The sequence below is a fragment of the Methylobacterium sp. WCS2018Hpa-22 genome (assembly GCF_031843785.1).
Taxonomy (GTDB): Bacteria; Pseudomonadota; Alphaproteobacteria; order Rhizobiales; family Beijerinckiaceae; genus Methylobacterium.
This window is the reverse complement of the sequence record NZ_JAVTJA010000009.1, coordinates 154,388-178,695: the sequence shown is the minus strand read 5'-3', so window position 1 is coordinate 178,695 and position 24,308 is coordinate 154,388. Positions and strand designations below refer to the sequence as shown.

General features: G+C 64.7%; 18 protein-coding genes and 1 tRNA gene. 10 read left to right on the top strand and 9 right to left on the bottom strand.

Features of this window, described 5'->3' with window-relative positions; genetic code table 11:
* The first annotated feature begins 131 nt into the window (after positions 1-131).
* From ureC to urtA, 4 genes are all read left to right on the top strand, one after another.
* Positions 132-1,844: an urease subunit alpha gene (ureC, locus tag RQI43_RS14050; RefSeq protein ID WP_311275534.1), complete on the top strand. Its 1,713-nt coding sequence runs from the start codon at positions 132-134 to the stop codon at positions 1,842-1,844.
* Between the two features lie 14 nt (positions 1,845-1,858).
* On the top strand, positions 1,859-2,494 hold the full coding sequence (gene ureG, locus RQI43_RS14045) for an urease accessory protein UreG (RefSeq protein WP_311275588.1): 636 nt from the start codon (positions 1,859-1,861) through the stop codon (positions 2,492-2,494).
* Between the two features lie 5 nt (positions 2,495-2,499).
* Positions 2,500-3,360, top strand: a complete 861-nt coding sequence (locus RQI43_RS14040; RefSeq protein WP_311275587.1) for an urease accessory protein UreD — start codon at positions 2,500-2,502, stop codon at positions 3,358-3,360.
* 231 nt (positions 3,361-3,591) lie between these two features.
* Positions 3,592-4,842: an urea ABC transporter substrate-binding protein gene (urtA, locus tag RQI43_RS14035; protein WP_311275533.1), complete on the top strand. Its 1,251-nt coding sequence runs from the start codon at positions 3,592-3,594 to the stop codon at positions 4,840-4,842.
* 102 nt (positions 4,843-4,944) lie between these two features.
* Here urtA and RQI43_RS14030 read toward each other — a convergent pair whose 3' ends face one another.
* The 3 genes from RQI43_RS14030 to RQI43_RS14020 form a co-directional block, all read right to left on the bottom strand.
* Positions 4,945-7,020, bottom strand: a complete 2,076-nt coding sequence (locus RQI43_RS14030) for a methyl-accepting chemotaxis protein (RefSeq protein WP_311275532.1) — start codon at positions 7,018-7,020, stop codon at positions 4,945-4,947.
* A gap of 364 nt (positions 7,021-7,384) precedes the next feature.
* Positions 7,385-9,772 carry a DUF1989 domain-containing protein gene (locus RQI43_RS14025; RefSeq protein WP_311275531.1) on the bottom strand — a complete coding sequence of 796 codons (2,388 nt, stop codon included), beginning with the start codon at positions 9,770-9,772 and terminating at the stop codon, positions 7,385-7,387.
* Positions 9,773-9,832: 60 nt separating this feature from the next.
* A complete protein-coding gene (locus RQI43_RS14020; RefSeq protein ID WP_056426694.1) occupies positions 9,833-11,188 on the bottom strand; it encodes an NAD(P)-binding domain-containing protein in 1,356 nt (451 codons plus the stop codon).
* 425 nt (positions 11,189-11,613) lie between these two features.
* On the opposite strand from RQI43_RS14020, the gene RQI43_RS14015 reads away from it, so the two are divergent.
* Complete coding sequence (locus RQI43_RS14015) at positions 11,614-12,672, top strand: LuxR C-terminal-related transcriptional regulator (RefSeq protein ID WP_311275530.1); 1,059 nt, start codon at positions 11,614-11,616, stop codon at positions 12,670-12,672.
* 95 nt (positions 12,673-12,767) lie between these two features.
* Here the strand turns inward: RQI43_RS14015 and RQI43_RS14010 are convergent, their stop codons facing one another.
* The 3 genes from RQI43_RS14010 to RQI43_RS14000 all read right to left on the bottom strand — a co-directional run bounded on the left by RQI43_RS14010 (position 12,768) and on the right by RQI43_RS14000 (position 16,814).
* On the bottom strand, positions 12,768-13,901 hold the full coding sequence (locus RQI43_RS14010; protein WP_311275529.1) for an aminomethyltransferase family protein: 1,134 nt from the start codon (positions 13,899-13,901) through the stop codon (positions 12,768-12,770).
* Positions 13,902-14,101: 200 nt separating this feature from the next.
* On the bottom strand, positions 14,102-15,853 hold the full coding sequence (locus tag RQI43_RS14005) for an APC family permease (protein WP_311275528.1): 1,752 nt from the start codon (positions 15,851-15,853) through the stop codon (positions 14,102-14,104).
* A gap of 706 nt (positions 15,854-16,559) precedes the next feature.
* Positions 16,560-16,814, bottom strand: coding sequence for a hypothetical protein (locus tag RQI43_RS14000; RefSeq protein ID WP_311275527.1), 255 nt, complete (start codon positions 16,812-16,814; stop codon positions 16,560-16,562).
* 191 nt (positions 16,815-17,005) lie between these two features.
* Here RQI43_RS14000 and RQI43_RS13995 point away from each other — a divergent pair, with 191 nt between their 5' ends.
* The 3 genes from RQI43_RS13995 to RQI43_RS13985 all read left to right on the top strand — a co-directional run bounded on the left by RQI43_RS13995 (position 17,006) and on the right by RQI43_RS13985 (position 19,714).
* Positions 17,006-17,575, top strand: coding sequence for a dimethylamine monooxygenase subunit DmmA family protein (locus RQI43_RS13995; RefSeq protein WP_207412743.1), 570 nt, complete (start codon positions 17,006-17,008; stop codon positions 17,573-17,575).
* Positions 17,572-18,525, top strand: coding sequence for a PDR/VanB family oxidoreductase (locus RQI43_RS13990; RefSeq protein ID WP_311275526.1), 954 nt, complete (start codon positions 17,572-17,574; stop codon positions 18,523-18,525). Before RQI43_RS13995 ends, RQI43_RS13990 begins: the two co-directional genes overlap by 4 nt.
* Before the next feature lie 127 nt (positions 18,526-18,652).
* The gene (locus tag RQI43_RS13985; protein WP_056426476.1) at positions 18,653-19,714 is read left to right on the top strand and encodes a DUF3445 domain-containing protein; all 1,062 of its coding nucleotides are present in this window, start codon (positions 18,653-18,655) and stop codon (positions 19,712-19,714) included.
* A 141-nt stretch (positions 19,715-19,855) separates the two neighbouring features.
* On the opposite strand, the gene RQI43_RS13980 is transcribed toward RQI43_RS13985, so the two are convergent.
* Together RQI43_RS13980 and tgt are read right to left on the bottom strand one after the other, a co-directional pair.
* Positions 19,856-19,931 (bottom strand) — tRNA-Lys (locus tag RQI43_RS13980).
* Positions 19,932-20,290: 359 nt separating this feature from the next.
* The gene (gene tgt, locus RQI43_RS13975) at positions 20,291-21,469 is read right to left on the bottom strand and encodes a tRNA guanosine(34) transglycosylase Tgt (RefSeq protein WP_207412704.1); all 1,179 of its coding nucleotides are present in this window, start codon (positions 21,467-21,469) and stop codon (positions 20,291-20,293) included.
* A gap of 203 nt (positions 21,470-21,672) precedes the next feature.
* On the opposite strand from tgt, the gene RQI43_RS13970 reads away from it, so the two are divergent.
* The gene (locus tag RQI43_RS13970; protein ID WP_056426483.1) at positions 21,673-22,467 is read left to right on the top strand and encodes a DUF4239 domain-containing protein; all 795 of its coding nucleotides are present in this window, start codon (positions 21,673-21,675) and stop codon (positions 22,465-22,467) included.
* Between the two features lie 77 nt (positions 22,468-22,544).
* On the opposite strand, the gene queA is transcribed toward RQI43_RS13970, so the two are convergent.
* Complete coding sequence (gene queA / locus RQI43_RS13965) at positions 22,545-23,633, bottom strand: tRNA preQ1(34) S-adenosylmethionine ribosyltransferase-isomerase QueA (protein WP_311275525.1); 1,089 nt, start codon at positions 23,631-23,633, stop codon at positions 22,545-22,547.
* 290 nt (positions 23,634-23,923) lie between these two features.
* Between queA and RQI43_RS13960 the strand changes: the two genes are divergently transcribed.
* Entirely contained in the window at positions 23,924-24,190 is a 267-nt protein-coding gene (locus tag RQI43_RS13960) for a hypothetical protein (protein ID WP_311275524.1), read from the top strand.
* Positions 24,191-24,308: the final 118 nt, after the last annotated feature.

The following is a 24,308-nucleotide window of genomic DNA, read 5'->3' as shown; positions in this document are numbered from 1 at the left end:
TCAGACCGGACGACGATGAGGAGACCTCATCGTCGTCTGCCCGCGCGACGGCGCGGCGGCGGGCGTCCGCCGAACGCACTGATCCCGGCCATCGGTCAAGATCAGTGCCGCTTGGTATCAAGGAGACGATCATGGTGACGATCCCCCGCCGCGACTACGCCGCCCTCTACGGTCCCACCACGGGGGACGGCGTGCGCCTCGCCGACACCTCCCTCGTCGCCGTCGTGGAGAAGGATTACGCCGTCTACGGCGACGAATGCCTGCATGGCGGCGGCAAGACCCTGCGCGACGGGATCGGCATGGCGCCCGGCATCACCTCGGCCGAGGGCGCCCTCGATTTCCTGCTCTGCAACGTCCTCGTCATCGATCCCGTGCTCGGCATCGTGAAGGGCGATCTCGGCATCCGCCACGGCAAGATCGTCGGCATCGGCAAGGCCGGCAACCCGGCGATCATGGACGGGGTCGATCCGTGGCTCATCGTGTCCGCCGGCACCACGGTGCGCGATTGCGAGGGGCTGATCGCGACGCCGGGCGCCATCGACGTCCATGTCCATTTCGATTCCGCGGGCTTGCCTGACCACGCCATCGCGTCGGGCATCACCACGCTGCTCGGCGGCTCGCTCGGGCCGATCACCGTGGGCATCGATTCCGGGGGGCCGTTCAACACGGGCAAGATGCTCCAGGCGGCCGAGCATTGGCCGGTGAATTTCGGCTTCCTCGGCCGTGGCAACACCCACAAGCCGGCGGCCCTCAAGGAGCAGTTGGAGACCGGTGTGCTCGGCCTGAAGATCCACGAGGATTGGGGGGCGATGCCCTCGGCCATCGATGCCTGCCTGGGATTCGCCGACGAGCACGATTTCCAGGTCCAGCTCCACACCGACACGCTCAACGAATCCGGCTTCGTGGAGGACACGCTCGCCGCCATCGGCGGCCGGGTGATCCACATGTATCACACGGAAGGGGCCGGCGGCGGGCACGCGCCGGACATCATCCGCGTCGCCGGCCTGCCCCATTGCCTGCCCTCCTCGACGAACCCCACCAATCCCTACACGGTGAACACGTTCGACGAGCACCTCGACATGACGATGGTGTGCCACCACCTCAACCCGGCCCTGCCGGAGGACGTGGCCTTCGCCGAGAGCCGCATCCGCGCCCAGACCATCGCCGCCGAGGACGTGCTGCACGATATCGGCGCGATCTCGATGCTCGGCTCCGACAGCCAGGGGATGGGCCGCATCCACGAGGTGATCTGCCGGACTTGGCAGCTCGCTTCCAAGATGAAGGACCAGCGCGGCAGCCTGCCCGAGGACCGGGCCGGCTTCGGCGACAATGCCCGGATCAAGCGCTACATCGCCAAATACACGATCAATGCGGCGCGCACCTTCGGTATTGCCGATCACATCGGCTCTCTCGAAGAAGGCAAGATGGCCGACATCGTTCTGTGGCGGCCCGCCTTCTTCGGCATCAAGCCCGAACTCGTCATCAAGGGCGGCTTCATCGCCTGGGGCGCCATGGGCGATTCCGCTGCGTCGCTGATGACCTGCGAACCGATGCTGCTGCGCCCGCAATGGGGCGCGTTCGGCCTCGCCAAGCAAGGGCTCTCGGCCTGTTTCGTCCATCCGCTGGCGATCGAGCGCGGCCTGCGCGACGAGCTCGGCCTGCGCAAGGCGCTGCTGCCAGCCCATGGCACCCGGACGCTCAGCAAGGCCGACATGCTCTGGAACGACGCCTGCCCCGATATCCGCGTCGATCCCCAGACCTTCGACGTCTTCGTCGACGGGGCCATCGCGACCTGCGAACCGGCCAAGGTCCTCCCCCTCGCCCAACGCTACATGCTGCGCTGATGCTCAATACCGCAATGACTCTCACCCCATCTCCTGCCCGCGCCAGTGCCGCGCGGATCGGCATCGGCGGACCGGTCGGCTCGGGGAAGACGGCGTTGATCGAGCGTCTGATCCCGGTCCTGGCGGGGCGCGGCGTCGATCTCGCCATCGTCACCAATGACCTCGTCACCAAGGAGGACGCGGAGCGCCTGCGCCGGTCCGGGCTGATCGACCCGGCCCGGGTCTCGGCCGTGGAGGCCGGCGCCTGCCCGCACACGGTGATCCGCGAGGACCCGACCCTCAACATCGCCGCCGGCGACGCCCTGGAGGCGGCCTTTCCCGGCCTCGACCTCCTGATCTTCGAATCCGGGGGCGACAACCTCGCCTCCACTTTCTCCCTCGATCTGGTGGATTGGTGGATCTTCGTCATCGACGTGGCGGGGGGCAACGATATCCCGAGGAAGCGTGGCCCCGGCGTGCTGCGTTGCGACCTTCTCGTGGTGAACAAGACCGATCTCGCCCCCCATGTGGGGATAGACCTCCCCGCCATGCTCAGCGAGGCCACTGCCGTGCGCGGCGGCAAGGCGATGATCGCCACCAATGCACGCTCGGGTGACGGAATCGACGCCGTGGCGGATGCGATCTGCCGCGCCGTGCTCTTCGCGCCTTGAGTGACGTGGGAGAGGAGGTCCGGGGCGCCTCGCCGGAGGGAGCGGGCCGCTCGCGCCATTCTCAGGCGCGACTCGTCTTCGTGCGCGGCGGCGGCACCACGGTGCTGTCGCGGCAGGTCGTGCCCTATCCGTTCCACATCACCCGGCCGTTCCGGATGTATCCGGACCATCCCGACATCGCGACGCTGTATCTCCAATCGGCCTCCGGCGGGCTCTACCGGGCCGACCGCCTCGGCCTCGACATCACGGCGAGGCCCGGGAGCCGGGCCCATGTCACCACCCAATCGGCCACCGTCGTGCATGATACCGGCGCCTTCGCGGCACGCCAGGACACGCGTCTGGCCATCGCCAGCGACGCGAGCCTGGCGCTGCATCCCGATCCGATGATCCTGTTTCCCGGCTCGGCGCTGGATCTCGACACCCGCATCGTCGTCGGCCCGGATGCCCGCGCCATCGTCAGCGAAGGCTTCGCCAGCCACGATCCGACCGGCATGGGCCGGCCCTTCTCCCGGATCGCCCTGTCCCTACGGGTCGAGACCGAGGATGGACGCATCCTCGTCAACGAGCGCTCCACCCTCGACGGCGCGACCCTGGCAAGCCCCGCCTCCCCCATGGGCGCCTACGCGGCCTATGGTTCGATGGTGATCCTCGGGAGCGTCGATTGCCGTCCCGATATCGGCGTGCTCCAGGTCGCCGCCGAAGGAATCGGCTGCTTGTGCGGAGCGAGCCCGCTTCCGAACGCCGCCGGATTGGCCGTGCGGGTCCTCGCGCGCAATGGCGGCGTGCTGTCGACGGGCATGGATGCGGTCTTCGCGGTCGCTTTCGCCGCGCTGTTCGGCTGCGCCCCTGCACGCCGTCGCAAATGAGGACGGGACTGGACTGGACTGGATCGGCGGGCGCGGGCTCCGCTCGGCGGTCGTGAAGGAAAGGCGCTCAGCCTGCCCAGCAATGATGCACCATGCAGCCAATTTGCCCTTTAAGAAACGAAGTTTCTTACCGACAGTGTGCCTCGGTCGAGTTGGGGTGATCCTGCTCCAGGGAGCAACCGTGGGTGGACAAAGGCATGTCCTCCGCAATGAAAAGTGGGGAACGAACCGATGGCGTCGAAAGACGAAGGCACCGCTTATCTTCAACTTCGTCGCCGGTTGTTACTCGGCCTGGCAGCAGCCCCCTTCATTGCCGCTACGAGAAGCTCGTCCGTCTTCGCGGCCGATACCGTGAACACGACGGGACTCGCCGTCACCGACACTGAAGTGACCGTCGGCATCCTCCACTCCGTCACCGGCACGATGGCGATCTCCGAGACCGGTGCCACGCAGGCCGAAAAGCTCGCCTTCGAGCAGATCAACGCCTCCGGCGGCATCCTCGGCCGCAAGATCAAGGTGATCCAGGAGGACGGCGCTTCCGACTGGCCGACCTTCGCCGAAAAGGCCAAGAAGCTCCTCGTCAACGACCATTGCGCGGCGATCTTCGGCTGCTTCACCTCGGCTTCGCGCAAGGCGGCGCTGCCGGTGATCGAGCAGTATAACGGCCTGCTCTACTACCCGACTTTCTACGAGGGATTGGAGCAGTCCAAGAACGTCATCTATACTGGGCAAGAGGCGACGCAGCAGATCCTGGCCAGCCTCGACTGGGTCCACAAGGAGAAAGGCGGCGACAGCTTCTTCTTCATCGGCTCGGATTACATCTGGCCGCGCACCTCGAACAAGATCGCCCGCAAGCATATCGAGAGCGTGCTTAAAGGAAAGGTCGTCGGCGAGGAGTACTTCCCCTTCGGCCACACCCAGTTCAACTCGGTGATCAACAAGATCAAGCTCACCAAGCCGAAGGTGATTTTCGTCACCGTGGTCGGCGGCTCGAACGTGGCGTTCTACAAGCAACTCAAGGCCTCCGGCATCGACCTGTCGAAACAGACCCTGCTCACCCTGTCCGTCACGGAGGACGAGGTCGAGGGCATCGGCGGCGACAACATCGCGGGCGCCTATTCCTGCATGAAGTACTTCCAGTCCATCGAGAACGAGAACAACAAGGCCTTCGTCGGCGCCTTTCACAAGATGTGGGGCGAGAAGACCGTCATCGGCGACGTGACCCAGGCAGCCTATCTCGGCCCGTTCCTGTGGAAGATGGCCTGCGAGAAGGCTGGCTCGTTCGATGTCGACAAAGTGGTCGCGGCGTCCCCGGGCCTGGAATTCAAGGACGCGCCGGAAGGCTATGTGCGCGTCGATCCGAACCACCACCTCTGGTCCAAGACCCGCGTCGCCAAGGCCAAGGCCGATGGCCAGTTCGAGATCGTCTATACGAGCCCCGAACTGATCAAGCCGGACCCATTCCCCAAAGGGTATCAGTAGACCCTATCGAAGGCGGTCCGAAGCCCGGATCGCCGTGTCGTGTCGATCGACAGGACTGCCGTCCACCCGTGAACGGGTGGACGGCAGTCCTTCACAAGGGATTTATGCGGCCCGGACATTGGCCAGGAATTGCCGCACTTCGGAACCGAGATGTTCCGACTGGCGTGACAGTTCCGATGCCGAGATCAGTACCTGATCCGCCGCGGCGCCGGTATGCACGGCGGCATCGGCCACACCCGTAACGTTCGAGGTCACCTCACCGGTGCCGACAGCCGCCAGGGAGACGTTGCGGACGATCTCCTGCGTCGCCGCACCCTGCTGCTCCACGGCCACCGCGATCGTGGTCGCCACCGTGCTGATCTCCTTGATGCGGTTGGTGATGGTGCCTATCGCCGTCACGGCCTGGTCGGTGGAGCCCTGGATCACGGCGATCTGGCCCGCGATGTCCTGGGTGACGCGTGCGGTCTGGTTGGCGAGTTCCTTGACCTCCGAGGCGACCACGGCAAATCCGCGGCCGGCATCGCCGGCGCGCGCCGCCTCGATGGTCGCGTTGAGGGCGAGCAGGTTGGTTTGCGCGGCGATGGCGTTGATCATCGTCACCATGTCGCCGATCTTCGCCACTGCGCCACTCAGGGCCTCCACGAAACCGAAGGTCTGCAGGGCTTCGTCGACGGCCTCCTGCGCCAATTGGCTCGAACCGCTCACCTGCCGGGCGATCTCCTGAACGGAGCTCCCCAGTTCCTCCACCGCCGTCGCGACGGCGGTCACGTTCGCCGCAGCGTCACGGGCCGCGTTGGCGACCGTGTCGGATTGGCCCGCCGTGCGGGCGGCGGTGTCGGCCATCTCGCGCGCGGTGGCCTGCAATTCTGTGGCGGCCGAGGCGACGAGGCCGACGATGCCGCCCACGGCGTTCTCGAACCCATCGGCCAGGCCCCGCGTGCCGGCCCGGCGCTGCTCGTCCGCCATCACCCGGGCCGCTTCCTTCTGGCGCTCCTCCGCTTCCGCGCTCTGCCGCAGGGAATCGCGCAGCCCGACGACGGCCTTGCCCACGAGCCCCACTTCGTCCCGGCGGTCCGCCTGCGGCACGGGCGCATTGTAATCGCCCGCGGCCATGTCGCCGATGGTGGTGCCGAGCGCCCGGATCGGCACGCCGACGAGACCCCGGATGAGGGCGAAGAGAATGGCGGAGCTCGCCAGGACGCACAGGGCCGAGATGCCGATGAGGATCCATTGCGCCCTGTCGGCCGCAGCCGTCAGCGTCGCCACGGGAACGGCGGTGACGATCGCCCAGCGATCCTTCGTCGCCCCGGCCTGGATCGGCTCGGCCATGTAGCGCCAGGATCGGGAATCGGGCCCGGTCACGACCTCCTGCACGCGCTCCCCGGTCTCGACCGCCCGTCGCGCCGCCATGGCAGCCGCGGGATCCAGCTTGTCGAGGGATTTGCCGACGGCCTTCGCATCCGGATACGCCACCGCTCCGCCCTGAGCGGAGACGAGGGTGACGTAGCCGGTGCCGAAGGGCCGGACCGAAGCCACGGCCTGGCTCATGGCGGACAGATCGATGTCGATCCCTCCGACGCCGAGGAACTTGCCGTCCACCGTGATCGGTGCCCCGAAGGACATGATCATCGTGTCCTTTCCCGCTACGGGGTAGATGTACGGTTCGATGGCGGCGGGCCGGTTCAGTGATTTGGGCTGCTGATAATAGGCCCCTTCCACGGGGTCCTCGTAGCCGGTCAGCACTTCGCGCACGATGGCGCCGCTTCCACGGTTCCAGTACGGCAGGAAGCGCCCGGTGGCGTCGGAGGTGGAACCACCGGCGAACTCGGTGTCGCGCGCATCGAGGGCGTTTGCCTCCCACCCGGTCCACGTGCCGAGGATAGCGGGGTTCTCCTCCAGCAGCCGCTTGAGTGCCGCATCATAAGTTGCGCGATCCTTGACGCCGTTGCTCCGCATGGCACTGGCGACCAAGGCGATGTTCTTGGCGACCTGGGCGAGCTCGTCCAGGCGACCGCGCACGGCGCGCGCCTCGTTCGACAGCGTCTCCCGCTGCAGCGCCTCGGCCTGGGTGGCGAACGAGTCGCCGATCTGCCCGGTCAGGAAGACCGTTCCGACGGCGAAGATCGCCGCCAGCGACGCGCTGCCGGCCATTGCGGCCTTGAAGGAGAGTGTGGCCATTGCAGGATCGGTTCCGCCTGGAGGATATGCTCCGCGGGAATATCCAATCGACAGGTTAACAAAAGTTCTAACAATAGCCTGCTTTATATCTCCGTATCCTCGGAAAGGACTCTGGAGAGCACGGAGTAGATTTTAGTGAGTAGTCTAGCGAAGACGGAGTGCGGAGTTCGCGCGCTCCTTTCGTGTCTCGGTGAGATTCGACGTCTTGCGATTGGTTCTATTGCCATTTTTTGCTGAAGTGGCGTTGGCGGGAAAGCCTCGCCGCAATCTCGCGCGCCTTTCCTGAGTGCCTCTCACGAAACTCCCGCTGCGCCGTCATGCTCGGAGCGAGAACCAACCGTGATCGGGAGTTTCGTGAGGCACGTTAAGCCGGGATTCCAGCCGTTGCGACGCTCTCCGGTGAGGGCCCGGCGAGGCTGGCCTGTCCCTGATCGCCGCGTGCGGGCGATTCCGCCCGGACGCGGGTCTTCTTGGGATCGAAATGGGGAAACGCCACGATGGTCGCGGAAAGCCGCTTCTGATGGCCGTCGAGCTTGCCGATCTCCACCGACCGGCCGAGGGCTGCCGCCGAGACGTCGAGGCGCGCCAAGGCGATAGTCTTGCCGAGGACCGGTGACTTCGTGGCGCTGGTGACGATCCCAATCTGCGTCCGGCCGTCATAGACGGGATCGCCATGCGCGACGGGCTCGTTGCCCGTGACGTCGAGGCCGACCATCCGCTTGTGCGGGTTGTCCCGCCGCCGTTCTATCGCCTCCGATCCGACGTGACGGTCAGGCTTGTCTTTGGGAACGGTGAAGCCGATGCCCGCTTCGAACGGGTCGGTCTGGTCGCAGAAATCGTATCCGGCGAAGACGAGGCCGGCCTCGATCCGTAGCATATCAAGGGCGGCGAGCCCCATCGGCGTGAGACCATGCGGCTCGCCGGCCCGCATGATCGAGTCCCAGATCGCGGTCGCCTGGCTCGGGTGGCACCAGACCTCGTAGCCGAGCTCGCCGGTATAGCCGGTCCGCGACACCAGGACCGGCACGCCGTCGATGCGCCCGACGGTGAACCGGAACCATTTCAACTCGTCGACCGTGGGTTCCTGGGGCGGGCTGACCACGAGGCCGGACAGGATCGCCCGCGATTTCGGCCCCTGGACGGAGACGTTGTGAAGCTGGTCGGTGGAGCTCTTCACCCAGACCTTCAGCTTGTGGTCTTCGGCGAGCTTGCGCAGCCAGATGCCGGAATACTCGTCTCCGCAGATCCAGCGGAAGTTGTTCTGGCCGAGACGGAACAGCGTGCCGTCGTCGATCATACCGCCATGCGGGTTGCACATGGCGGTATAGACGATCTGGTTGACGGCGAGCTTGCGCACGTTGCGCGTCACCGCCAGCTGCATCAGGTCCTCGGCATCGGGCCCAATCACCTCGAACTTGCGCAGGACCGAGAGGTCCATGATCGTGGCCCGCTCGCGGCAGGCCCAGTATTCCTCCAGCGGGCCCGCCGCGTTGAAGCAGGTCGGCACCCAGAACCCGCGATAATCTTCCATCTTCCGTGTCAAGGCGGCGGTGCGTGGGTGAAACCCGGATTCGCGGGTGAGGCGCGGTTCGGCATCGGGGGTCATGCGGTGGCTCATACCCTTGGAGAAGGCGCTCTCAGAATCATAGACCCGGACGTGGATGTCGGTGGGGCACCAGCCATTGGCGGGATCGATGTCGTCGGCGCAGGACGAGGTGGCGCAGACGAGGTCGGTCAGCGCCCGCAACAGAACGTAATCGCCCGCGCGTGACCAGGGCTCGTCCATGGTGATCCTGTCGTCCGGCCCGGCGACGGTGTTGTAGAAGAAATTGATCGCCGGCCAACCCTTCTTCGGCTGAACCCCATGCGGTCGCAGGACAGCGTTGAAGTTGTCGGTGCAGTTCGAATGGCCGGGATATCCCATATCCTCGTAATACTTGGCCGAGCAGGCGAGCATGAACGTGTCGTGGCGCCCGACCGTATCCTGGACGATCTCGACCAGGGGGACCATGCGCGCGTCGAAATACTTCGACAGCAGGCCGGGTTTCGGCGCCGTCGATCCCATCAGGGTATGGGTGGTGGTGGCGTCGAGGCCATATTCGTCACCCGCTTCGAGGGCCACGGAATCGAAGGCGAGGAAATCCGCGCATTGGCGCCCGTCCACGTCGATGATCTGGATGTACTGACCGGCCTTGACCGTGAAGGCCTCCGCCGTCGCGGCCCTCACGCGCAGGTCGAGAAGGGGCGGAGCCAGCGGTGGCGGCGCCCTCCCCTCGAGGGACGTGGCGGGCTCGATCTCCACCCGCAGATCGGTCGGCGGATCTTGCGCGTCCGGCGCCATCGGGCCGCCGGGGACGATGAGCACGCAGACCGAGGCGGCCGCCGCCGTCACCTCGAAGGCCGAGCCCGGTTGGGACTTGCCGTGAAACAGAGCGTGCGCTTCGAGATCGGACGCTGCGAGGCCATGCCGCGCGAGGGCGGCGCTTTCCGCCTCTCCGCCCATCCCCTCGCCCCGCCGGCGCAAGAGATCCCCCACGTTCGAGGCGACGCGCCCGTCCGCTGCCGCCGTTCCGAACGCATCGGGGCGAGCATAGAGAAAGGCGGGCTGGCACCCTTCCGGATCGACGATGCGCAGACGATCCCCGGCCTCGACCTCGAAGAAGGCTGAGGCTCCCCCCCTCGCCGAGAACGAGAGCGTGCGGGGTGCCGCATCTCCCCGCGCGGGCTCGGGCTGCATCCAGATCTGGTTCATTCGACGATCCCTGGTGAACTGGCCGCGATGCGGCCGGGCCGACGCGAGAGGGTCACGCCCTCATTCGGCGGCTTGGGGCAGGCCCATGAAGGCATCGAGCGAGTCGTCCATCGCCTTCATCCATGTGGTGTGATGGGCCGGCGAGAGCGTGCCGGTGATGGTCGAGCGGTAGGATCTGTCGCGATAGGTGAGGATGCCCTCCATCTTGTGGTGCTCCCATTCCTTGAACAGCTCGGCAACTTTGTCGACGTCGAGGGGAGGATAGTCGGTCGCCGCCAGGAGCTCGCGGACATACTCCGTCTGAAAGTCGATCGCCTCGAACGGGTTGGTGAGCGTGTCCTGATAGGCCAGCCACTTGGTGATGTCGGCGTTCCGCTCTTCCGCGCCCGGCAGGGTGAGCTTGCCCATCATGTAGTCGCGGGCATACCAGGCCTGGGCATCGAACATGTTGAAGGTGTAATACTGATCCTGCATCCCGATATAGATTAGCTTCGGGTTCGACTGCCAGAAGATGCCCTTGTAGATCCCGGCCGGATACAGACAATTGTGTGACTTGAGGCGCAGCTCGTCCGGCAGGAACGGATAGGTGTGCTGATAGCCCGTGCACAGGATGATCGCATCCACTTCCTTGGTGCTGCCGTCCTTGAAATGCGCTGTCTTCCCCGAGAGTTTCAGCAGAAGCGGTTTCTCCACGAAGCCTTCGGGCCAATCGAAGCCCATCGGCTTGGTGCGGTAGCTGAAGGTGATCGATTTCGCGCCGTACTTGATGCACTGGGTGCCAATATCTTCTGCGGAATAGCTTGCGCCGATCATCAGGAGATGCTTGCCGGCGAACTCGTCGGCGACGCGGAAGTCGTGGGCATGCATAACACGGCCTGGGAACTGCTCCAGTCCCTCGAAACTCGGGACGTTGGGCACGGAGAAGTGCCCGTTGGCCACGACCACGTAATCGAACTCTTCGACCTGATGCTCATCGGCGATCAGATCCTTCGCCGTCACGGTGAACCTGCCGGTTTCCTCCGAATAGCTGACCCAGCGGACGGGCGTGCAGAAGCGGATATACTTGCGAACATCGCTGCGCTCGACGCGGCCGGCGATGTAATCGTGCAGCACTGCCCGCGGTGGATAGGACGGAATCGGGCGGCCAAAATGCTCCTCGAAGGAGTAATCCGCGAATTCGAGGCATTCCTTCGGGCCGTTCGACCAGAGGTAGCGATACATGCTGCTGTGGACGGGTTCGCCGTTCCCGTCGAGGCCGGTGCGCCAGGAATAATTCCACTGGCCGCCCCAATCGGATTGCTTCTCGAAACAGACGAGTTCGGGGATCTCCTCGCCTCGGCGTCGCGCGGACTCGAAGGCCCGCAACTGAGCTAATCCGCTCGGACCCGCGCCGATGATCGCAACCCGTTTCCGCATGATGAGATCTCCGAGAAACATCGTGTGAGGCGAGACGGCCCCCGATTGAGCCATCCGCTCCGACAGCGAGGATCGCCCCGCGCGTTCATTCTTCCTGGGAAAATTTTATGCCGGGGTGAAATGACGATGCAATAGTGACTGTTGGCACTACTGTGTGGGTCAGCCTCTGCATTGAAAAAACGAAGGGCGTCTGAGTTTGCGAGGATCATGCCAAATGGTCGTTTCGAGCAGATAATGTGCCATTACCTTGCATCCGCATTCTCTCTTTGCGACCGTGGAAGAAGGACCGGGGGGTAAAGAAGGCCTTGGGTGGTGGGGCTACCGACGATACTGTGCGGGACGCGCACATGGGCGAGGCCGGCCGTCTCGCGACGAGCGCCGTGAGATGCAGTGGATGGCACCGTTTCCAAGATGACCGTTTTAGGATGAGTGACGAACCGATCCGGAACGGTGGCATCGGGTTGACCGACGCCGAATGGTACAGACGGTTCGGCGAGGTCGCGGCTTCGATCGGAACCGAGTCTTTTCACCGGAACTTACTGTCCCTGTTCGCTCTTTCCATCGAGAGCGATTCGGGATGGATCATCCGTTACTCGCGTGTGGCCCCGCCGGACGTGCTCTACACCACCGGGGTTCCAAGCGAGATCGTGGATTTCTACAACAGGAAATGCCTTCGGATCGATCCGTTCTCCCTCTATTGGAAGAGGTTCGGCAAGCCGGGCATCCTGACATTGTCGGAGATCGGGCATACCAGCCCAGAATCGATCCTCTATGCGAAGATCTTCCGCCCCGCCGCCAATATTTCCGACGAATTGGGGATGTTCTTCTCGACGGTGGGGCATTGCTGCTTCGGCTTGTTCCTCGAACGCGAGCGGGGGGAGTTCTCGCAGGAGGATGTCCGTAGGGCGGAACTGATCTTTCCGGCCCTAGAGGGATGTCACCGGAGTCATCTCGGCCACCTTTTCAGCAATCTGCGCTATACGAACGGGAAGCAGGCGGAGGGATTGCTCAACCGCCCGACCCTGATCCGAGACCGCCACGACGTGGAGGTGTTTGCCAACGAGACCTGGAAGCAGGCGGTCCTGGCTGATGTCTCCATCGAACCGATGCTGGAGACGCTGGCTCGCGCGGACGCTATCCAGACCGTCCACGCGCGGGATCATGTGATCACGTCGGAGACCTTCGATCGCGACTTCGCCCTGGCGCCCGGCGGCCGGATCTTCATGCTGGGTCCGAAAGTCTCGGCGCAGGACGATCTGGCCAGTTATCAGGCTGCGGCGGACATCCTGACAGCCCTGACGCCGCGGGAGCGGGACATCCTGACCCTGACCATGAAAGGCCAGGCCACGGGCGACATCGCGCAGATTCTGAAGATCAGCAAGGGCACGATCAAGAACTGCAAGATCCGAATCTATCGCAAGGTGGATGTCACGTCGGAACGGGATCTCATCAAGAAGTTCAGTCCGTTCTTTCCCTCGGCCTGACACGGGCCGCATAGCTCCGCGGCTCCCCAGTGAGGCCGACCCGCAGGCCGGTCTCACCGGGGCCCGGCGGCATGCCGCCGGCTCGCGGTCTGGTATCAGGCGGTCCGTTCGTCGGCCGGATGGGTGCGCAGGCGCATCGGGTCGTAGAACGGCGTCCGCACCACGTTGGCGACCAGCGGGCCGGTCTCGGTTTGGACCTCGACCTCGGTTCCGAGGGCGGAGAGCTCCGGTGGCAGGTGGGCGAGGCCGAGGGACTTCATCAGGTGGCGGCTGTAGGTGGTGCTGTTGACGGTGCCGACCTCGATTCCGTCCTTGAAGATCTTGGCGCCGGGCGTCACCGCCTCATGGTGCAGGATCTCGAGGCCGGCCTGGCTGAAACGCTCGGTGCCCCTCCTCGCCAGCAGGGCGGCCTTGCCGCGAAAATCCGGCTTGTCGAGGTCGACGGTCCAGGCCAGGCCCATTTCCCACGGCGTGGTGTCGGGCTTCGGCATGTCGAAGGGGAAGAAGAGCAGGCCGCCCTCCACGCGCACGATGTCGAGGCAGTCCCACGAGGCCGCCACGATGCCGAAGGGCTCGCCGGCCTGCATGATCGCGTCCCAGAGGGCGACGGCGTCCTTGGCGGCGCAGAACACCTCGTAGCCGCGCTCGGCCGAGTAGCCGCCCCGCGCCAGGGACACGTCACGGCCGAACAGCGTCGTGCGGACATGCTCGAAATACTTCAGAGTCGCCAGATCGAAGGGCGTGTGCGGCGCGAGGATGTCGAGGGCCAGCGGTCCCTGCAGCGACAGAATGTGGACGTCGTCGTCGCGGGCCGCTTCCACGGCGCGGCCTTCGGTGAATTCGGGAAGAACGTCTTCGAGGCTGCCGCCGCCATGCGAGACGCGGAAGGCCTGCGGCCCGTCGCGGTAGACCAGCACGTCGTCGATCAGGGAGCCGTTCTCGTCGACGATGTTGCTGATGGCCGACTTACCTTGCGCGATCTTGCCGACGTCGCTGGTGAGCATCGCGTTCAGCATCGCCTCCGCGTCCGGACCGGAAACGTTGACGATGCGAAGGCCGGAGACGTCGAACAGGCCCGCCCGCGAGCGGACGATGGTGGTCTCCTCGTAGCGGTCGGTGCGGTAGGATTGGGGGATGGGCATCCCGTTCCACTCGGCGTCGAGTGTCGAGCCCAGGGCCAGATGGCGTTCGTTGAGGGCCGACTGGCGGGGAAGGTCTTTGTAGCTCATGGCGGCTGTCCCTTAGAGCGCTCTCCGCCGAAGTGGATGCCGGTTCGGCGAAAAAGAGCGCGGCAAAACAAAGGCCTAGAGATGTGCCCCGACCCAACGTGGTCGGGCGCAGCTCTAGCGTTCCGTTTTTTGATTGGGCGGACTCTGTCTCGTCCCGCGCGCGGGCTGCCGGAGCCGACGGCCCCGGCAGCCCGGTTCGATCAGAGCTGGAAGAACCAGTTCGAGAGGAGGAGCACCACGACGCCGGCGGCGAGCGTCAGGTAGGGCAGGATTCCAGCCCGGCGGCGGCTCACCGCACCGTCGGGGCCGACATGCAGGTCCTCGTACATCTCGGCCGGGAACTTGCCGCCGTCCTGGACATAGTGGCGGTAGCAGAAGACCGGGATGATCAGGGCGGCGGTGATCAGGCCGGCCCAGAGGGCGACCGGGTTCCAGACCTTCGCGCCCGCGCCCATGAAGATCACGTTCACGAAGGCGAAGACGCCGCCGAGCACCAGGATGACAGTCGGTGCGCGGTAGGGGCGCGGGATGTGCGCCGAGTCGATCCGGTGGATCCAGGCCGAGTTGAGGTTGAGGAAGTTGAAGATGATGTAGCCGCAATTCGACACGGCCAGGATGAAGAAGAAGCTCGTCGCATCGGCACAGGCGATCGCCAGGATCGCGAGGTTGAAGACGAGATCGGTCCACATCGCCCGCGTCGGCGCGCCGTGCTCGTTCACATGGCTGAGGTAGCGCGGCAGCCAACCGTCGGCCGAGCCCTGGTAGAGGGTGCGCGAGGACCCCGCCATCGCCGTCATGATGCAGAGCACGAGGGCCAGGATCATCAGCATGACGAGGAAGTTCTCGACGATGGGACCGCCGCCGACCATGTGCGCGAGTGCTGCCGCCACACCCGACCCGTCCACGATGGAGGCCTCCAGCATCCCCTCGACGCCGAGCATGCTTTGGAAGGTGAAGGGCACGAGGGTGAACAGCAGGAGGCAGAGCAGGCCCGAATAGAAGATCGCCTTGAACGTATCCTTGGCGGGATCACGGAACTCGCTGGTGTAGCAGATCGCCGTCTCGAACCCGTAGGTCGACCAGGCCGCGATGAACATGCTGCCGAGGACCAGTGTCCAGCCCGTGATGTTCCAGGCGCCCGGCGCGGGAGCGGCCGGCGCCGCGAGGGGGACGAGCGGAGAGAAGTTCTCCCAGTTCACGCCGTGGATCAGCAGCGGGACCACGCCGACGATGAACATCGGGATGATGACGAGGAGGCCGATATACTTCTGGACGTTCGCCGTTCCAAGGATACCGCGGTGCTGCACGGCGAAGACCGCGAGCATGAGGGCGGCGCCGATGAAGAAGGCCAGGTTGAGGGAGAGCGAGACCGGGCCGAGGGTGGTGGTGAACAGGGTCCAGCTGCGGATGCCCGGCGCCACGGCCGCGATGGCCGCCGTCACCTTGTCGGCATCGGCCATCTGCAGGGCGGCACCGTTGGTGGCGAGCCATTGCACCACGGCCGGCGACGTGGCCGTCGGCTGCGGCGCCATCGCGTTGATGATGTAGGAGGCCGCGATGGAACAGCCCAGCGACAGGACCGGCGACCAGGCGAACCAGTTGCACCAGACCGAGAGGGGCGCCACCAGCTTGGTGTAGCGGACCCAGGCCGCGGCCCCGTAGACCGACGCGCCCCCCGACTTGTTCGGGAACAGGCCGGCGATCTCCGCATAGGTGAAGGACTGGATGAAGCCCATGATCATGGAGAGCGTCCAGATCAGGAAGGCAAGCTTGCCCGTATTGCCGGCAATGCCGCCCACCGAGAACAGGACGAGGGCGGGAACGCCGCTCGCGACCCAGAACGCGCCCGTCCAGTTGATGCTGCGATGGAGTTTGCCGTCTCCGGCGGCTTCGATGGCGGGGGAAGTGTAGCCCGCCAGAGGCTTTGCTGCGGATGTCAGTCCGGTGCTCATGGTTGAATGCTCCATTTGTCTTGGCGAGGGATCAGTTCGGATCGAGACGTGCCCTCCGCGAGACTGCGATCCTCGGGCCGTTCGTTTCGATGAGGTTTGGGAAGAACCGAGGAGCACCCGGAGCCTCGTCTTTTCCATGAGGCACGCTCCCGTGCGCACTCGCCACGCCAGTGAGAAGCGCTGAGAGACATGTCTTCGAGATATCTTATCGTTTGATCAGAAAAGACCAGCTTGCTCACCGCCGTCTATGATGGTGGGAAGCGTACCTTTAGTAGTTAGTTGTTCGCTATTTATTTAGGTTGGCGGGGTTGTCGATGGACTTGCTTTGGACATGTCACCGTCGAATTGGCGCGAGGGCCAAAGTTTTGGGTGAAATGCCGGTATCGTCGCTACCCTGATGTTTGGTGGCTGCTACAAAGGTCCTGTCGGCACACGGGATAAAGATCTGTTTGGTGTTGTCCGGCTGATGCATGTCAGCCGGACGGTCGGGTCGTGCCGGGCAGGAGTGACCGGCAAATCACGTGAGCGAGACCGTCGACGATCGCCTGGGTTCTCTACGGGAACAATCATTTCCCCTCGGGCTAAGGGCTGTCAAGCGCTATTGCAGGTCACCGCCGAGTAAGGACGGAAATTGAACTGAAATGCACCGCAATTGGCCGTTTTTATCCACTCATGCTCAGTATATAAGCAATCTGCTCAGGCAGAATCATTCGCTGCCGATGATCGCAACGCGCTGACATCCTTCATGGCCCGCACACTGTGTTGCCCTGAGGGGAGCAATCGCCGAGGATGCCCGAATCAACCGTGGATTCATGGGCTTTGGCCCTGCTGGGCACTTTCCATTTATCAGGATCGCCCCTGCTTTTTCGAGAATTTGACGAAGGCAGTCGATGAAACGATCGTCCGGCACTTGCCTGATCGACATCGGGCCAACGTGCCGGACGAAATCGGCGATTGACATTTTTATTCTCTTAGCGAAAATTAAATTCTCTTAGAGAACGGTTGTCGCCCTATGGTTGGGTCACGGAGAGTCATGCTCCTTGGATCAAATCCTGCTCCGAGGGTTCGCATGGTCCGTGCCGACCGCTGCGACCGTGAATGGGAATGATGAGCCGGGCGATTGCCATATCGTCCGTTGTCGAGATGAGGCCGATGTCAGATCAGTTCATCAAGAGCCGGCCGGTCTATCAGTCGCTGGCGGTGGATTCCTCCGGATTACGACACCTGCTGGTTTCAGACTCTCCGGCCTTCAGCTTCGCGGCATCGCCCGGACAGGAAGCGGAGATCTGGTTCGTCGCGGCCCCTGACCAGGAGGGCCGTACGAGACCGCCCGAGGCCGGTGGTGGGCGATGCTTTCGTTCGCCGCGGCACCTCATCGATCGCCTCGACCATCGTCTCGCGCGGGAGCGCATGGGGCTGCGGCTCTATGCAAGCGGGACCGAGGATTTCCTTTGGGACGTCTTCAACACGGCGCAGCGCGCCGGAATGAACAAGCAGGAGATCTTCCAGTGTCATTCCGGCACCAAGGCGCGTCGCGTCGCCTGCGTCCATTGCCGGACCTTCAACCACGCAGTGACGACCACCATCGTCCGATGCGAGGGCTGCGGCGCGAACCTATTCGTCCGGGATCATTTCTCCCGGCGCCTCTCGGCTTTCATGGGGGTCAAGGTCGATGCCGAAGTCGCCGGCGACGTTCCTCCCGCAGAGCAGGCCTATTCATGATCGTCGAAGGCAAGCTGTCGGCGCGCGTCGCCGAGATCGAACTCCTGAACCCGACCCTGAAGCGCTTCCGCTTCGTTCCGGAAGGCGGCGGAACATTCCCCACCTCACCGCCAGGGGCGCATGTGCTCGTCACTCTGCGGGATACGGACCGTGTCTGGCAGAACGCCTATTCGCTGGTGACCCCGCCCGATCAGCGTGATCACTATGCTATCATCGTCCGCCGTGTTGCGGAATCGCGCGGCGGCTCGCATTTCCTGCATGACATGCTCAAGGCTGGTGATGCCGTGGAACTCGGCGTACCTGCGAGCCTGTTCCCCATCGCGTCCCGGGCCCGAAAGCATATCCTGATCTCCGGCGGCATCGGTGTGACGCCGTTCCTGTCCTACTTGCCGGTTCTCGCGCTTCGTGGCGCCAATTATGAACTGCATCAATTCTGCGCCGGCGACGAGGTCGAGACCTTTCGGGACCTGCTCGGAACCGATGCGGCGGGCGTTCACGTCCATGGCGTTGCCCGGGGTGCGCGGCCGGATCTCGCCGCCCTTCTCGCCGACCAGCCTCTGGGCACGCATGTCTATACCTGCGGGCCGGAGGGCCTCATGGATGCGGTCGAGGAGACTGCGCGCGGCCTCGGATGGACGCCGCACGCGATCCATCGCGAGAGTTTCGGCGGGGCCAAGGGCGGCGAGCCGTTCGTCGTCACCCTGGCGCGGTCCGGCCGGTCGATCGAGGTCGGGGCGTCGCAGACTCTTCTCGAGGCGCTGGAGGAGGCTGGCATCGAGGCCCCCTGCCTCTGCAGGGGGGGCGCCTGCGGCGTCTGCCTCCTTCCCGTGGTGGAGGGCCTCCCCGACCATCGCGATCACGTCCTGTCCGATGCCGAGAAGTCGGAGGGACGCCTCATCGCGACCTGCGTCTCCCGGGCCAGATCCGAAACCCTCGTGCTCGATTTCTAAGATTAGTCGACGACGAGGAGAACCGATCGTCGTCTGTTGATGCGACCGCGCGGCGGCGGGCGTCCGCCTAACGCGCTGAGGCCGGCCATCGGTCGGGATCAGTGCCGCTTGGTAAAAGGTGGCTGAAATGGGTATTCACTTCAAGACGGACGAGACGTTCCGGGACGACTTCTCCTATCGGAACAGCGACGCTGCGGTCCTGCGCTTTCCGTTTCCGTTCGGCGAAGACACATACAGGTACTCGGTCAATATCGAGCCTCATGTGAAAGCAGGCCCGTCGCCTGCCTTCGAACACGCGTTCGATGTGGACGAACATTACGTCGCGGAATGCAGGGAGCGCGCGATCGTCCTCGATCACGATCCGAAACGGTGTCAGGTGCTGCCGCACATGATGCCCGCGCAATGGGACACGCTCGAACTTCTGATGGAGAGCCTGTCCACGGATTACCCCGAGCATTTCAGCCTGACGCGGGACGGGACCGCATGGCATTGGATCAACCGTCCCCTGAACCTCGACCAACGCTTCGTCTTCGGCGACGCGTCCACGCTGCCCTGCGAGCCGTTCGAATACATCACTCGTCAGGCGCAAGGCGATTTCACCCTTCAGGATCAGCGGGACAACAATCTCTACGTCGATGGCGGTATGGTCACGACGCAGGCGGATTGGTCGCTGGAATTCGATATCGGGATGAGCTTTCACGAATGGCACGGGCCGGTACCGCTGGCACATGAGATCGGCGTATTCGACCGGGCGCTGCAATATCTCCTGCGTCTGCAATACGGGCATCCCGTCCGCCGGTTGAACTGGACGATGACGATCAACCCCCGTCTCGATACCTCGCCCGAGAATTATCCCGACTGGGGCCCCGACCGCACCACCCTCACGGCGGAGAACATCGCGGGCAAGCTTCACCTGCGCGTCGAGTTACAGACCCTGTTCCGCCTGCCCCGCTCCAACGCGATCCTGTTCGGAATCCGCTGCTACCTGATCAGCCTGCAGGATATCGAGCGGGTGAAAAAGTGGCACAAGCGCCTCCATCGCGTACTGGCGACGCTCCCGCCCGAACTCGTGGAGTACAAGGGCCTGATCCGCTTCTACGACCTGCTGGTGTCCCGTCTGGCCGCTATGGACGACGGCACACCCCTGTCCCTCGGCATCCAGCCCGACCAGACCCAGTTGCCGGCCTGAGCTGCCTGTAAGATTTTGATGCGGTGGTGTAGAGGCGGGCCGCCCGAACTATCGAGGGTCGGAAGCCTTGGAAATGGCAGTTGCAGACTTGCTGATGATGCCGCAAAGACCGGCAATCGCTGGTTTAATCAATAAAGTAAGTGGTGAGCGCGCTGGGACTCGAACCCAGGACCTACAGATTAAAAGTCCGTTGCTCTACCAGCTGAGCTACGCGCTCGCTTGCTCGGTGGGCCGGTCCCGATGGGGATCGGGCTGCCCGTTGGTGCAAGCGTGGCTCGCAATAGGGGGTTGGAGTGGAGGGGTCAACCGGTGCCGCGCTTGGCAATGTCATCGCGACGGTTTGGCTCGGGCTGCGCCGGAGGGGTGTTTGGCTTTTGCTGGGTAGGCCTTCATTCTTGGATAGACCTGAACGCGGGGATGCCCGTGTCATGATCCTCTCGGCAGTCTGGTAAACCGACAGCGCGGTCGAGGGCGTCCTGCCGCCCTCGATGGCGACCGTCCCGTCACTCCCGCGAAAATGGTGTCGACTTCGTCCGGGCCCTACCAAACCGCGTGCCGACACCCTTGAAGGTGATATCAGCGGGAGACGGTTTCGTCGGCGCGCTCGGCCTCGGCGCGCGCCCAGCCCTCGCGGGTCTCATCGCAGAAATCGGCGAGACGACCCGCGGCGATCGCCGCACGCATCCCTGCCATCAAGTCCTGGTAATAGGACAGGTTGTTCCATGTCAGCAGCATCATGCCCAGGATCTCGTCGGTGCGGACGAGGTGGTGGAGATAGGCACGGGAATAGTCCCTCGCGGCGGGGCATGACGACGTTTCGTCCAGCGGTCGCGTATCCTCGCCGTGCCGGGCGTTGCGCAGGTTTATCCGGCCATGGCGTGTATAGGCTAGGCCATGGCGGCCGGCGCGGGTGGGCATCACGCAGTCGAACATGTCGATGCCGCGCATCACCGAGCGCATCAGGTCGTCGGGCGTGCCGACTCCCATGAGGTAGCGCGGCTTGCCAACCGGGAGATGCGGCTCCACCGTCTCGATCATGGCCAGCATCACGGCCTGCGGCTCGCCCACCGCCAGGCCACCGATGGCGTAGCCCTTGAGATCGAGATCGGCCAGGGCCCTGGCGCTCTCCACCCGCAGGTCGGGCAGGTCGCCGCCCTGGACGATGCCGAACATTGCCTTGCCCGGCTGTTCGCCGAAGGCGATCCGGCAACGCTCGGCCCAGCGTAGGGAGAGGCGCATGGCGCTCTCGATGGCCGCTCGCTCTGCGGGAAGCCGAACGCATTCGTCGAGCTGCATCTGGATGTCGGAGCCGAGCAGCCCCTGGATCTCGATGGAGCGCTCCGGGCTCATATGGTGGCTCGACCCGTCCACATGCGAGCGGAAGGTCACGCCCTGCTCGTCGAGCTTTCTCAGGGCGGAGAGCGACATCACCTGGAAACCGCCCGAATCGGTGAGGATCGGGTGCGGCCAGTTCATGAAACGGTGGAGGCCGCCGAGCCGCTCCATCCGCTCCGGGCCGGGACGCAGCATCAGGTGATAGGTGTTGCCGAGCACCACGTCGGCGCCGAGATCCCGGACCTGGCCCGGATACATCGCCTTGACCGTCGCCGCGGTCCCCACGGGCATGAAGGCCGGGGTACGGATCGTCCCCCTCGGCATCGAGATTGCACCGGTGCGGGCCTGTCCGTCGGTGGCGTCGACGCGGAAGCCGAAGTGGTCAGATGTAGCGTTTCGGAGGGAGGCAGTGTCGGACATGGGCCAGGTCTTTAAAGCTCCGCGCCGCAAAACGGAAACATGCGAGCCTCCTACAGGCGGTCGGTCATCAGCACAGTCCGGAAGCTGACCGCGCCTCTGGTCGCCACTGCCGACCGGCGCTATCGCATCCTCCCATTATCCGGAGATTCCGAGCGGGATTTGTCCGTCCCGGCCGACTCACCAAACGACCGCGAGGGATAGCGATGCTCATGGGGATCTGGCTCGATCAGCCGCTAGCACTGATCATCGGCATACTCGCAAGCCTGTTCGCCGGCATCTCGATCGTCTTGATCGTCCTGACGAACGTGCCCGCCACGCGGGCGCATCTGTTGAACAATGTCGGCGGCATCGTCGCGTCGTTCTTCAGTTCGATCGGCATCCTGCTCGCCCTGCTCACCGGCTTCGTGGCGAACGATGCCTGGGAGCGGCAGGGCAAGGCATCGCGGATCGTCCAGACCGAGCGGGCGAACCTGATCGCCGCCTACGACCTCAGCGAGGCCACCGTCTCGGACATGTCGGACATCCAGAAGGCGCTCCTCGCCTACGCGAATGCGGTGATCACCGACGAATTTCCGAAGATGGGAACGGGGACGGCGTATTCCAGCCAGGCGGGCGCGGCCCTCAGCGCGCTCATGAAGATGGTCGCCGACCCGGTGCACACCACGGCGTCCGGTGCCGTCGCTCACACCGCGCTGATGACCACGATCATGAACCTTCGCGAAGCTCGCGGTGAGCGGCTCGCCCTGAGCGCCAGCAAGAACGACGATTCGAAATGGCTGACGTTGCTGTTCCTCTGCACGCTGACGCTGATCTCCATCGGTATCGTCCATGTGGACAAGCCGCGCGCCCAGGTGATCACGCTCGCCATCTTCTCCACGGCGATGGTGGGAACGCTCTGTGTCATCGCGCTCCACGAGCGGCCCTTCGATGGTCCCTTCGCCATCGGGCCCGAAGCGTTCGAGCGGGCTAAAAGCATGATGACGACACACCAGGAATGACCGGCCTGCCGGGGCCGCGCCGCCGTCCCGCTTCGCGAGCGTGACACTGCGGGCGCCCGAGAGGGGGGATTATCGCGTCACTCGGATCGGGCTGGAAACAGCAGGCTCGAATCCCCGTACGAATAGAAGCGATAGCCGGCCGCGATGGCATGTGCGTAGGCCGCCCGCATGGTCTCCAGCCCGGAAAAGGCGGAGACCAGCATGAAGAGGGTCGAACGCGGCAGGTGGAAATTGGTCATCAAGGCGTCCACCGCGCGGATGCGGGTGCCAGGCGTGATGAAGATCTCGGTCGGACCGGAGAAGGCATGAAGCCTACCATTCTCGTCCGCCGCGCTCTCGAGCAGGCGCAGCGCCGTGGTCCCCACCGCGACGATGCGGCCTCCCCCGTCTCGCGTCCGGTTGAGAGCATCCGCGGTTTCCTCATCGAGAAAGCCGATCTCGGCATGCATGCGATGGTGGTCGGTATCGTCGGCCTTGACCGGCAGGAATGTGCCCGCCCCCACATGCAGCGTCACGCAATGGCGCCGGATGCCGGCGGCGTCGATCCGTGCCAGGAGGTCGTCGGAGAAATGTAGGCCCGCGGTGGGGGCGGCAACGGCGCCGGCCTGCCGGGCATAGACCGTCTGGTAATCCACCGCGTCCTGCGCGTCGGTGCTGCGCTTGCCCGCGATGTAGGGCGGGAGCGGCAATTCGCCGGCCAGCACGATGGCCTCGTCGAGGGCGGGGCCGGAGAGATCGAAGCGCAGGACGATCTCGCCGCCCTCCCCCTTCTCCGTGATGGTGGCATCGAGAACGCCGAGGGAGCAGGCGGCACCCTGCCCGCTCCGCCCGAAGCTCACCCTGTCACCGATGGCAAGACGCTTGCCCGGCCGGGCAAAGGCGCGCCATCGGTCGGTTGCCTCGCGCAGGTGCAGCATGGCCTCCATCCGCAGCCCCGGCGATCCCGAGCGGTGACGGATGCCGTGAAGGCGGGCCGGGATCACGCGGGTGTCGTTGAAGACGAGGGCGTCGCCCGGCCGCAGCAGGTCGGCGAGATCGCGCACCGCGCGGTCCTCCAGGGCCTCGCCCGGCCGGACCACCAGCATTCGCCCGGCATCGCGGGGCTGGGGTGGCCTGAGGGCGATGCTGGATTCGGGCAGATCGAAATCGAAGAGGTCGACGCGCATCGGGCGCCAACAGCACGGTTCAGGTCTCGGGATCAATGGCCGGCGGATCGCCGTCTGGAAAAAGCGGGAAGCGGCCGTCGCGCATTGTGGATGCGGGACATAGACATGCAGATGACGGCCAAGTCGCCGGAAGGGCTTGACGGGCGAAACCCATATCATCACCACTTTTCATGTACCCGCCTTTCTCCACCGGGCCGCACGGTTACAGGTCTACGTTGAAAACAACCTTGACCGCGTCGGCGCGAGTCTGCGTTGTGGCCGGCCAAATTGGCTCAGATTCGGTTCGTGCGATGACTGACACCTTCAAGACCGCCCTCCCCAAGGCCAAGGTTCCTCGCCGGCGGATCACGCTGGACTCGCAGTTGATGTCCTACTGGGACCGGGAGGCCCAGCGTCTCGATGTCATGGCGGCCAATGCCCGGTGGGGTTGGATGGCCCGAAGCTACGCGCGCAAGGCCGAGCGCGCGCGTGCGCAGAGCGCCCGCTCTGCCCAGCGAGAGGCGGATCGCGGCGTGGGGGCCGCGCCGGCATCGCAAGAGATCGAACCCCAGACATAGCAGCGACTAAACCCTTCACCGGCGGGTTCAACCTTTGCCGTGGCCTTGTCGATGGGGATGATCGTATGGGCAGGGCGCGCCACGCCCTGCCCCGCCATCCGCCGGGCCTGTCACGGAT

Coding starts and splice junctions, on each gene's coding strand:
- ureG (WP_311275588.1), top strand. CDS start 1,859: ATGACTCTCACCCCATCTCCTGCCCGCGCCAGTGCCGCGCGGATCGGC.
- RQI43_RS14000 (WP_311275527.1), bottom strand. CDS start 16,814: ATGTCAATCGCCGATTTCGTCCGGCACGTTGGCCCGATGTCGATCAGG.
- RQI43_RS14010 (WP_311275529.1), bottom strand. CDS start 13,901: ATGAGCTACAAAGACCTTCCCCGCCAGTCGGCCCTCAACGAACGCCAT.
- RQI43_RS13970 (WP_056426483.1), top strand. CDS start 21,673: ATGCTCATGGGGATCTGGCTCGATCAGCCGCTAGCACTGATCATCGGC.
- tgt (WP_207412704.1), bottom strand. CDS start 21,469: ATGTCCGACACTGCCTCCCTCCGAAACGCTACATCTGACCACTTCGGC.
- queA (WP_311275525.1), bottom strand. CDS start 23,633: ATGCGCGTCGACCTCTTCGATTTCGATCTGCCCGAATCCAGCATCGCC.
- ureC (WP_311275534.1), top strand. CDS start 132: ATGGTGACGATCCCCCGCCGCGACTACGCCGCCCTCTACGGTCCCACC.
- RQI43_RS14020 (WP_056426694.1), bottom strand. CDS start 11,188: ATGCGGAAACGGGTTGCGATCATCGGCGCGGGTCCGAGCGGATTAGCT.
- RQI43_RS14030 (WP_311275532.1), bottom strand. CDS start 7,020: ATGGCCACACTCTCCTTCAAGGCCGCAATGGCCGGCAGCGCGTCGCTG.
- RQI43_RS13995 (WP_207412743.1), top strand. CDS start 17,006: ATGTCAGATCAGTTCATCAAGAGCCGGCCGGTCTATCAGTCGCTGGCG.
- RQI43_RS13990 (WP_311275526.1), top strand. CDS start 17,572: ATGATCGTCGAAGGCAAGCTGTCGGCGCGCGTCGCCGAGATCGAACTC.
- RQI43_RS14015 (WP_311275530.1), top strand. CDS start 11,614: ATGAGTGACGAACCGATCCGGAACGGTGGCATCGGGTTGACCGACGCC.
- RQI43_RS13960 (WP_311275524.1), top strand. CDS start 23,924: ATGACTGACACCTTCAAGACCGCCCTCCCCAAGGCCAAGGTTCCTCGC.
- urtA (WP_311275533.1), top strand. CDS start 3,592: ATGGCGTCGAAAGACGAAGGCACCGCTTATCTTCAACTTCGTCGCCGG.
- RQI43_RS14025 (WP_311275531.1), bottom strand. CDS start 9,772: ATGAACCAGATCTGGATGCAGCCCGAGCCCGCGCGGGGAGATGCGGCA.
- RQI43_RS13985 (WP_056426476.1), top strand. CDS start 18,653: ATGGGTATTCACTTCAAGACGGACGAGACGTTCCGGGACGACTTCTCC.
- RQI43_RS14005 (WP_311275528.1), bottom strand. CDS start 15,853: ATGAGCACCGGACTGACATCCGCAGCAAAGCCTCTGGCGGGCTACACT.